Origin of the sequence: Streptomyces sp. NPDC096132 (genome assembly GCF_044763345.1) — a bacterium.
GTDB lineage: Bacteria > Actinomycetota > Actinomycetes > Streptomycetales > Streptomycetaceae > Streptomyces.
The window spans coordinates 175,545-184,789 of the sequence record NZ_JBIWGA010000004.1; the positions used below are offsets into that span (position 1 = coordinate 175,545).

7 protein-coding genes and 1 pseudogene are annotated in these 9,245 nt (G+C 73.9%); 1 reads left to right on the forward strand and 7 read right to left on the reverse strand.

Annotation, left to right across the window (positions count from 1 at the left end):
- Positions 1 to 118: 118 nt before the first annotated feature.
- From ACIRF9_RS11465 to ACIRF9_RS11485, 5 genes and pseudogenes are all read right to left on the reverse strand, one after another.
- Positions 119 to 1,054, reverse strand: a complete 936-nt coding sequence (locus ACIRF9_RS11465) for an aminoglycoside phosphotransferase family protein (protein WP_403819326.1) — start codon at positions 1,052 to 1,054, stop codon at positions 119 to 121.
- A gap of 60 nt (positions 1,055 to 1,114) precedes the next feature.
- A complete protein-coding gene (locus tag ACIRF9_RS11470) occupies positions 1,115 to 2,236 on the reverse strand; it encodes an aminopeptidase P family protein (RefSeq protein ID WP_403819328.1) in 1,122 nt (373 codons plus the stop codon).
- A 106-nt stretch (positions 2,237 to 2,342) separates the two neighbouring features.
- The gene (locus ACIRF9_RS11475) at positions 2,343 to 2,978 is read right to left on the reverse strand and encodes a LysE family translocator (RefSeq protein WP_403819330.1); all 636 of its coding nucleotides are present in this window, start codon (positions 2,976 to 2,978) and stop codon (positions 2,343 to 2,345) included.
- Positions 2,979 to 3,104: 126 nt separating this feature from the next.
- Entirely contained in the window at positions 3,105 to 3,683 is a 579-nt protein-coding gene (locus ACIRF9_RS11480; protein ID WP_403819332.1) for a PDZ domain-containing protein, read from the reverse strand.
- Positions 3,684 to 3,780: 97 nt separating this feature from the next.
- Positions 3,781 to 4,678 (reverse strand): annotated as a pseudogene (locus ACIRF9_RS11485) (LysR family transcriptional regulator).
- 88 nt (positions 4,679 to 4,766) lie between these two features.
- On the opposite strand from ACIRF9_RS11485, the gene ACIRF9_RS11490 reads away from it, so the two are divergent.
- Positions 4,767 to 5,501, forward strand: coding sequence for a hypothetical protein (locus ACIRF9_RS11490; RefSeq protein WP_403819334.1), 735 nt, complete (start codon positions 4,767 to 4,769; stop codon positions 5,499 to 5,501).
- Here ACIRF9_RS11490 and cyc2 read toward each other — a convergent pair.
- Together cyc2 and ACIRF9_RS11500 are read right to left on the reverse strand one after the other, a co-directional pair.
- Positions 5,489 to 7,666: a germacradienol/geosmin synthase Cyc2 gene (cyc2, locus tag ACIRF9_RS11495; RefSeq protein ID WP_403819336.1), complete on the reverse strand. Its 2,178-nt coding sequence runs from the start codon at positions 7,664 to 7,666 to the stop codon at positions 5,489 to 5,491. The genes ACIRF9_RS11490 and cyc2 overlap by 13 nt on opposite strands.
- Before the next feature lie 128 nt (positions 7,667 to 7,794).
- Positions 7,795 to 8,982 carry a damage-control phosphatase ARMT1 family protein gene (locus ACIRF9_RS11500; protein WP_403819337.1) on the reverse strand — a complete coding sequence of 396 codons (1,188 nt, stop codon included), beginning with the start codon at positions 8,980 to 8,982 and terminating at the stop codon, positions 7,795 to 7,797.
- Between the last annotated feature and the right edge of the window lie 263 nt (positions 8,983 to 9,245).

Sequence of the window (9,245 nt, forward strand, 5' to 3'; positions counted from 1 at the left end):
GTGCGGCAGCCGGGGTGGTGCGCGCTGTCGTCTGCCGGGTGCGGGTGCGTTGTGGCTGGTCGCGCCCACGCGGCGGAGCCGCGCATCGACACGGCCCCGCGCCCCTAAAGACGCTCCACTACCCCTCCTCGTCCTCCCGGAACTCCGTCACCCGCTCCAGCAGGATCGCCTCCCAGGCGTGGCGGAGCTGGACGCGCAGGAGGGCGAGGGGGACCGTGCCGTGGCCGGTCAGGCGGTCGGCGAGGCGGATCACGGTGTCGCAGCGGGCCAGCCACAGGCCGCGCAGGCAGGGGCGGGCGCCGTAACCGGCGAGGGTGGCGGCGCGGACGGCGGCGCCGGAGCCGACGGCGAGGGCGAGGCCGGCGATGTCCTCGGCGGGGTCGCCGATCACCGCGTCCGTCCAGTCGAGGACGCCCCGCACCCGGCCGTCGGCGCTGACCACGAGGTGCTCGCCGCGCAGCTGGTGATGGACGAGCACGGCGGTGGCGGGCTGCGCGGCGAGCTGGGCAGCGCCGGGCGGGGTGAGCTGGTTCAGGCGCAGGGGGTCGAACTCGTCGGCGCGGGCGAGCGCTTCGGCGGCGGCCACGGCCATGCGGCGCAGCGCCTCCAGGGAACGCGGGGCGATGCGCGGCACGCCGAGCGCCTCGGCCTGCCGGGACGGCACCTCGCGCAGCCCGCCGAGCAGTCCGGCCAGGTCGGCCTCCCCGACCGCGGACACGTCGTGCTCCTCGGCGGTGCCGCCGGGCACCTTGGTGTCCAGGGTGTAGGTCAGCCCGGGCGACCATTCGCCGTGCGCCACGCCGGTCGGCACGGCGACGGGCACATGCGGGCGGACGAGGTCGCGCAGCCGCAGCTCGCGGCGCTGGCGGACGGTCGCCTCGCGGTCGGGGGCGAGCCGCAGCACATGGCGGGAGCCGACCCACCAGGTGGAGTGCTCGCCCTCCTCGGCGACGGGCCGCACCTGAGGCCCTGAGCCGCCCGTGTCGCCCTCCTTGAGGAGCGCGCGGACCAGTCGGCGGACGATGTCCGCGGTGGGTGTCGGTGCCTGGGTCATGATCGCGCCGTTGCCGTTCGGGTGGGTGCCGGACTCCTGAGGGTGGGCTCCTGGGGGCTCTCAGTCCACTATGACGAGTTCGCGGGTGGTGTCGTTGAGGCGGCGGCCGCCGTCCTCCGTGACGGTGACGATGTCCTCGATGCGTACCCCGAACCGGCCGGGCAGGTACACACCGGGCTCCACGGAGAAGCACATGCCGGGCACGAGGGGCTGTTCCTCGCCCTCGATCATGTAGGGCGGCTCGTGGGTGGTGACGCCGATGCCGTGGCCGGTGCGGTGGATGAAGTAGTCGCCGTACCCGGCGTCGGCGATGACCGCGCGGGCGGCCCGGTCGACCTCCTGGCAGGCGACGCCAGGGCGTACGGCCCGGAAGCCGGCCTCCTGGGCCGCGCGGACGAGGTCGTGGACCCGGCGTTCCTCGTCGGTCGGTTCGCCGACGTGGACGGTGCGGGAGGTGTCGGAGCCGTAGCCGTCCTTGAGGCCGCCGAAGTCGAGGACGACCATGTCGCCGCGTTCGATGACGCGGTCGCCGACCTCGTGGTGCGGGTTGGCGCCGTTGGGCCCGGAGGCGACGATGGTGAAGTCGACCTGGGAATGTCCGAAGCGTCGCAGCAGCTCGGCCAGCTCGGCGCCGACCTCGGACTCCCGGCGGCCGCCGAAGGGGACCTTCCGGATCTCCTCGAACGCCCGGTCCGCGGCGGCTCCCGCGGCCGCCATCAGCTCCAGCTCCGCCGCGTCCTTGACGGCCCGCAGCATCGGCAGGGCCTCGGTGAGGGAGGCGTAGGAGGTGCCCGGCAGCACCTTCTGCAGGGCCAGCAGGTGCATCGCCCAGGCGTTGTCGCTGATGCCGAACCGCCCGCCGTCGTCGAGCAGGGCGGCGGTGGCGGCGTAGGGGTCGGTGGCGTCGGTCCAGTCCCGCAGGGTGAGGGCGGGGGCGCCGGCCGCCTTCGCCGCGTCGGGGGCCTCCAGGGCCGGGACGACGAGGACGGGGTCGCTGCCAGGGGCGAGGACGAGCAGGGTGAGCCGTTCGGTGGCCGCGGGGGGCGTGTAGCCGGTGAGCCACACCAGGTCGGGTCCCGGCGCCACGAGGAGTCCGGCGAGCCCGGCGTCGGCGGCCTCGCGCGCGGCCCGTTCCATACGGGCCCGGTAGTCGTCGGTGGTGAAGGGGGCGGTGCCGGTCATCCGGGTCTCCCTGAGTGGTGACGATGACTACGGGCAGCATCCTGCCCGGACAGCGGGGGCGGCGCGAGCCGATTCGCGCGGCTTTCGGCGGAAGACGGGTCCGGGCTCAGCTCTCCAGGGCCATGCGGACGCCCAGGAGCAGCAGGACGCCCCCGGAGACCTGCTCCAGGCGCCGGCGCACCCCGGCACGGGACAGCACGGCCTTCATCCGCCCGACGAACCAGACGTAGAGGCCGTAGTACCCCACCTCGTACACGGCCCACAGGGCGGCGAGGCCCACCATGGCCGGCAGGTGCGGGGCGCCCTCCGGGACGAACTGCGGCAGGAAGGACAGGGCGAAGACGGCCGCCTTGGGGTTGGCGAGGTTCAGCAGCAGTCCGGCGCGGTAGGAGGCCCGGCCGCTCCGCCCGCCGGTCTCCCGGCCGCCGGCGGTGTCCGTCCCGTCGCCGTCCTTCTTCATGCGGCGTGCCTGCCGCAGCGCCTGGACGCCGAACCAGACGAGGACCACGGCGCCCACGACGCGCATCACGTCGTACGCCACTTCGGAGGCCGCCAGCAGGGCGGTCAGGCCGAAGGCGGCGACGACGCCCCAGACGAAGACGCCGGTCTCGTTGCCGAGCACGGTCAGGAAGCCCGAGCGGCGGCTGCGCAGCGACTCCTTGATGATCAGCACGGTGCTGGGTCCGGGTGAGGCGGCGACGAGGGTGCAGGCGCCGAGGAAGGCGAGAAGGGTGCTGGGCATGGCCTCATGGTGGCCCGCCCGGGTCTGCCGTGACCAGTGGTTTGCCGGGAGGGCTAACGGCTGCCTGTCGATAATCCATTAGATCCAATGCTTGCGTGGGATCAATCCATCAGGTCGCCTGGCAGTTCAGACGACCACGCCGGGCACCACCACCAACTGCTGGTAGCCGCCACCCTCATGACGGAGGGTCAGGGTGACCTCCCGCCCCGGCCGGGCCTTGTCGACCGCCCGCGCCAGGTCCGTCGCCGAGTCGATCCTCGTCGAGCCGAACTCCAGCAGGACGTCCCCGCGCACCAGGCCGGCGGTGTACCCGGGGCCGGGGACGTGGACGGCGACGATCCGGGCGCCCGCCCGTTCCGCGTCCACGGCCTCCAGGCCCAGGGTGACCCGGGCGGGCGCGGGCGAAGGGGCGGCCGGCCCGGCGGAGCCCGGGCCGGCGGAGGGCGGGGCGGCGCCGCCCCGTCCCGTCTCCCGCTGGAACTCCGCCAGCCTGCTCATGCCGATCACGGTCGCCCCGACCGTGCCGAGCCCGACGCCGGACAGCACCAGCACCGCGCCGACGAACAGGCCGAACAGCAGGGTCGTCAGCCGTTGCCCGCGGCGGCGCGCGGCGTGCGGGCGCCGGGTTCGGCCGCCGCCCCGTTCGGCTCCGTCGCCGGGTTCGCGGCCGGGCATGGGCTTGGGACGCAACGCAGTCTGTTCCATGGATCGCCTCCGGCTGGTGCTCTACCCGGCGCACCGGCGCACGACGTGCCACGAACGAGTGAGACTGACTCAGGGTCAGGAGCGGTACGCCGGCGCCTCACCCGCGCGGGGACAGCGCCGTCACCAGCGCGGCCGCCGCGCCCGTCGGCGTACCGGCGTGGACGAGTTCGGTCCGGTGGACGACCCGGGGCTCGGTGACCGGGACGGCGACCGTGCCCGGGACGCCGGTGGCCGCCGGGCGGGGCAGCAGGGCCAGCCCATGGCCGGCGGCGGCCAGCGCGGTCAGGACGCGGACGTCGGTGCCGTCGTAGCGCAGGGCGGGCCGGAAGCCGTGGCCGCCGTTCGCGGCGCGCAGCTGGGGCAGCGGGAGGGCCGTGTCGGGGGCGTCGAGCCAGCGTGCGTCGGCGAGGTCGCCGAGGCGCAGGCCGCTGCGGCGGGCCAGCGGATGGGCGGCGGGCAGCAGGACGCACACCTCGTCCTCGGCCACGCCGTACGTGGTCAGCGGCGCCACGTCGGGCAGCCGGAGCGGGTCGCTGGGCGCGGCCAGGCCGTCCACGAGGCCGAGGTCTGCGGTGCCTGCGGCGACGGCGGCGGGGACGTCGTCGCGGGTGAGGACGCGCAGGGTCACCCCGGCGGGCGGGAGTGCGGCGAGGGCGGCCCGGCCCAGGGCGGTCGGCGAGGTGGCGAGGGTCAGCCCGTGCGCGGGCGCGGCGGCGATCCGTACGACGTCCGCGCGTGCCGCGTCCAGGCGCAGCAGCAGCGGGCCCGCGTGTTCCAGGAGCCTCCCCCACTGCCTAAACGGCGTGGGGGGACCCCCAGCCCGCCGGCGTCGGCGTGACGGGGCGGCGGGTGAGCAGCGGCGCGCCGAGGTCCTGTTCGAGGGCCGCGATGTGCTGGGAGACCGCCGACTGGGTGTAGCCGAGTTCCCGGGCGGCCTCGGAGAAGGAGGCGAGGCGGGCGACGGTGACGTAGGTGCGCAGGAGGTGCGGGTCCATGGGTGAAAGGGTCTCATCAGCAACGCTTATGGAGAGTCCAGGAATCATCGTTGGACGTGAACTCGTGGTCGCGCCCAGGATGAGGGACATGACCGAAACCGCGGCTCGGACCGCCAAGGTCGCCCTGGTCGGCGACCGCTCGCCCAACGTCGTCTCGCACACCCGCGTCCCGCTCCTGCTGGACGCCCTCGCCGCCCGGGACCGGCTGGTCCTGGACGCCTACTGGATCCCGTCCGAGGACGCCGGCGTCGAGGACGCGGTGCGCGGCTTCGACGCGGTGTGGGTGCTGCCGGGCAGCCCGTACCGCAGTGAGGCGGGCGTGCTGGCCGCGATCCGCACGGCCCGCGAGGAGGGCATCCCCTTCCTCGGCACCTGCGGGGGCTTCCAGCACGCGCTGCTGGAGTTCGCCCGGAACGTCTGCGGGCTCACACGGGTGGCGCACGCCGAGAACGACCCCGACGCGGACGACTTCCTGATCGCACCGCTGGCCTGTTCGCTCGTCGGTCACGAGGGTGTCGTCACGATCGAGCCGGGCTCGCTCGCCCAGTCCGTGATCGGCTCGGAGCGCACGGTCGAGCGCTACTTCTGCGCCTACGGACCCTCCCGTCACCTCGACTCCCTGCGCGCCCACGGGCTGCGTCTGTCCGGGCACGACGAGGACGGCCACGTCCGGATCGTCGAACTCCCGGGCCACCCCTTCTTCCTGGCCTCCCTCTTCCAGCCCGAGCTGTACGGCGACGGCTCGCGCCCGCACCCGATCGTGCGGGCACTGGCACGAGCCGCGGTCGAGCACGCCGCCCGGAAGCAGCGTCAGCCCATGTGACCCGACAGCTGGGGCACGGGTACGGCCGGGGCGCGGTCCGGGAGGAAGCCGTGGGCGCGGCGGGCCAGGTAGGCGGGCTTGTAGCGGTCCACCTCGCGGTGCCAGTGCAGGATGCCCGCCAGCCAGTTCTGCAGGTCCGTCACATAGTTCCCCATCGCCTCGCGGGCCTCGGCCGACAGCTCGAAGTCGTCGTAGAGAACGGGCAGTTCGTGGGCGACGACATGCTCGAACTGCTGCATCCGCTGGGTCATCAGGTCGTGGACGATGCCCAGCGCGGTGGGGTGGTCGCAGCCGAAGAAGTGCTGCACGACGAGGATCGCGTTGTGCATCTCGCCCTCGTACTCGATCTCCTTCTGGTACGAGAAGACGTCGTTGGTCAGGCAGGCGTAGTCCACGGCCGCGTTCTCCAGGGCGCGGACGACTCCGCTGTCGTAGACCTCCGGCGGGACGGCGGGGCCCTGGCCCATGCGGCACAGGCTCAGGGTGAGGTCGGAGCCGAAGGTGGCGCGGCGCATCTCCAGGTAGTCGACGGGGTCGGGGACGCGGTTCTGGAGCTGGTTGGACAGCTCCCACACCCAGCTCTCGGTCATCGAGTCGACCGACTCGCGCAGGGTGCGCCGCTGGTCCGGGGTCATGCCGGCGGTGGTGCGGGCCCACAGGTCGGTCAGGCCGCGCTCCATGGCGTTGACGGGGGCGACGGGCGCCGGCTCGCCGTCGACGGGCATGCAGGCCGACAGACGGGCCGTGGTGAGACGGGCCGCGACCAGGTCGCGACGGCCGCCGAAGACCAGCGGGTAGTAGTCGTCGCCGTAGGTGCCCCAGGCGAGCCACTGGGCGCTGAGGTCGAGGGCCTCGGGTGTCGCGTCCGGATCGAGGCCGGCCGAGCACAGCGGGAGGTCGAAGGCGGCGAGTCTGTCCTCGTCCCAGACGCCCTCTCCCAGCATGCCCATGCGGTGCATCCAGGCGGTCAGCCGCGGGCGGCACGCCTCCAGATGCGGACTGAGGCGGACCTGGTACGGCATGTGGAAGTCGGGCAACAGCGAGGGGCCGACCTTCTGGAAGGGCACGTGCGCGTACGCGCGCAGATGTTCGGCGGCGGCGGACGCCAGCAGCGCGACGACGTCGGCGGCGGAGGTGCCGGGGCCGGTCAGCTTCTGCCAGGGCGCGGCGGACGTGGCGCCCTCGTTCATGTAGCGGCTGGAGCGCAGGTGCCACTCGTGGCCGCCGGACTGCCAGTCCTGCAGGCCCTTGGTGTACGCGGCGACCGCGGCCACCTCGTCCGGCCGCAGGCCCTTGTCCAGGGCGAGCGCGGGCACCTCGGTGAAGGCGGTGTGCTCGAACTGGTGGAGGCGTGAGGTGAGGATGTCGTTGACGGTGTCGGCGGCCTCCTGGGTGGTGCAGCCGAAGAAGGTCTCCAGGACGAGCACGCCGTTGCTGTTCTCGCCCTCGTCCTGGACCTCGCGCTGGTAGGAGAACAGGTCGTTGCGCAGGTGGACGGCGTCGGAGAAGGTCTCCATCAGCACCCGCAGCGGCCTGGATCCGGCGGCGGACGCGGGGACCTCGGCGGTCGCGTACTCCACGAGCCCCGCCGACCAGGGGGCGCCGCCGACCTTGCGGCGCATCTCGATGTACTCGACGGGGTTGGCGATCCGCCCCTCGTCGATGTTGGACAGCTCCCACATCGACTCGTTGAGCAGGTGTTCCGTCGCCACGGCGAAACGGCGGCGCCAGTCCTGCGACATGGCCGGCACCGTCCGCGCCCACAGGTCCTTCAGCCCCGCCTCGACCGGGTTGAGCGGTTCGGGCACGGGTGTGGACAGGTCCAGCGGCATGAACAGCGGGAGCCGGTCCAGGTGGGCCTTGCCGGCGGCGCGGTCCGGGGTGCGCTTGAACATGTCGAGGAAGTGGTCGTCGAAGAAGAACACCCACACGTACCAGTCGGTGATCAGCGACAGTGCGGGGCCGTCGCAGTCGGGGTGGGTGTAGGCACAGAGCAGGCCGTAGTCGTGGGCCTCCAGGTCGGCCTGGTCCCAGATCCCGGACCCCTCCAGCATGCCCATGTCGCGCGCCCATCGCGTGGAGTGGGCGCGCGCCTCCTCGACGTGCGGGTTCAGCCGCGCGGGGTGCGGCAGGTAGAAGTGCGGGAGTTCGAACGGCTGCGTCATGGCCGGGGCCCTACCCGGGGGTTCCGCGAGCCATCCGTACGGCGGCACATGATCACACCATCGCGTGAACCGGCGGCAGGGCTTGCGATGCGGGGCCGTGAGGTTGCGCGGACGTCGGCGCGGCTTCCTCAGCCCCGCACCTGGATCAGCGCATGCGTACCGCCCGTCCGCCAGCGCTGCCCCTCCGCCGCGACCAGGGCGGACTCGGTCTCCTCGGTCAGGCCGGTGATCACGTCGGACTTGAGCGTGCGCAGGGCCGCGACCGGGCCGGGGAAGTGGGCGGTGACGTCGGCGAAGGGTGTGGTCGGGGGCCAGAGCCGGTCGCCGACCAGACGGCGGTAGTTGAGGTCGCCCTTGACGAGGGTCAGGGTGGCCGCGGCGAACTCCGCGCGCAGGTCGTCCGGCATCGCCTCGAACGGCAGCGGGGCGGCGGCGAAGGGATGGGCGCGGAGGGTGAGGGTGCCGTCCGCCATCGCCGCCCACAGCTGCCGACCGTACGCGGCGGCCGCTCCCCGCGCGGCCGTCAGCTTCCGGAGCGCGTCCACGACGTCGGCCGGTGTGGCGTCGGAGACGTAGTACGGGTACGGCTTGACGTGCAGGACGACCCGGCCGGCGTGGCCGTGGGCGAGGAGATGGGCGGCGAGGAGGAGGTCGGGGATCAGTTCGCGGCCGGCGTTGTCGGCGATCAGACAGACGGTGCCGGGGGTGTTCCGACCGGCCGGCAGCAGCGACCACAGGGCCTCGCTGTCGTCGGCGACCAGGGCGGGGACCGCGGCCCGTGTCCCGGCGTCGGCGTCGGACAGGCGGAAGCCGAGGTCGGCACGGTTGCCCCACAGCGAGCCGTGCAGCAGGGCGCGGGCGCGCTCGTCGGCCGGGCGGTCCCGCAGGGTGTCGAGCACGGCCAGTTCCTCGCCGGTCTCGCGCGCGTCGAGCTCGGCGAGCTTGAACGGGCGGAACGGGTCGATGCCCCGCCAGGGGCCGGGGCCGAAGTGGCCGACGGCCTGGAGGAGGAGGCGGTAGAAGTAGCTCTCCGACCACAGCCAGGGCACGTCGAACCAGGAACGGCCGACGTAGGTCTCGAGGCCCCAGTCCCGCCAGCGGCCGCCGTCGTGCGCGTCGGCGGGCAGCGGTTCGATCACGCCCTTCAGACAGCTCGCGAGCAGCCCGTCGAGGGCGCCGTGCACACCGGGGTCGTAGGGGAAGGCGTCCCGTACCCGCCGGATGATCGCCGGATGCCGTTCGGCCAGGACGCCGTGCGGGAAGGAACCGGGCTCGTCACCGAGGATCACGGGCGGCGGGGCGGGGGTCTCGGGCATACGGCTCACCGTATCGCCCGGGCCGCCTCACCTGCGGTCGGCATGCGCCCCGCCTGCACCGCCCCTGCCGCCCCACCAGCGGTCGGCATGCGCCCCGCCCGTACAGCCCTGCCGCCCCACCAGCGGTCGGCATGCGCCCCGCCTGCACCGCCCCTGCCGCCCCACCAGCGGTCGGCATGCGCCCCGCCTGCACCGCCCCTGCCGCCCCACCAGCGGTCGGCATGCGCCCCGCCCGTACAGCCCTGCCGCCCCACCAGCGGTCG

Excerpts from the sequence above, each read along its gene's own strand:
- ACIRF9_RS11500 (WP_403819337.1), bottom strand. The coding sequence starts at position 8,982 with ATGCCCGAGACCCCCGCCCCGCCGCCCGTGATCCTCGGTGACGAGCCC.
- cyc2 (WP_403819336.1), bottom strand. The coding sequence starts at position 7,666 with ATGACGCAGCCGTTCGAACTCCCGCACTTCTACCTGCCGCACCCCGCG.
- ACIRF9_RS11480 (WP_403819332.1), bottom strand. The coding sequence starts at position 3,683 with ATGGAACAGACTGCGTTGCGTCCCAAGCCCATGCCCGGCCGCGAACCC.
- ACIRF9_RS11470 (WP_403819328.1), bottom strand. The coding sequence starts at position 2,236 with ATGACCGGCACCGCCCCCTTCACCACCGACGACTACCGGGCCCGTATG.
- ACIRF9_RS11475 (WP_403819330.1), bottom strand. The coding sequence starts at position 2,978 with ATGCCCAGCACCCTTCTCGCCTTCCTCGGCGCCTGCACCCTCGTCGCC.
- ACIRF9_RS11490 (WP_403819334.1), top strand. The coding sequence starts at position 4,767 with ATGACCGAAACCGCGGCTCGGACCGCCAAGGTCGCCCTGGTCGGCGAC.
- ACIRF9_RS11465 (WP_403819326.1), bottom strand. The coding sequence starts at position 1,054 with ATGACCCAGGCACCGACACCCACCGCGGACATCGTCCGCCGACTGGTC.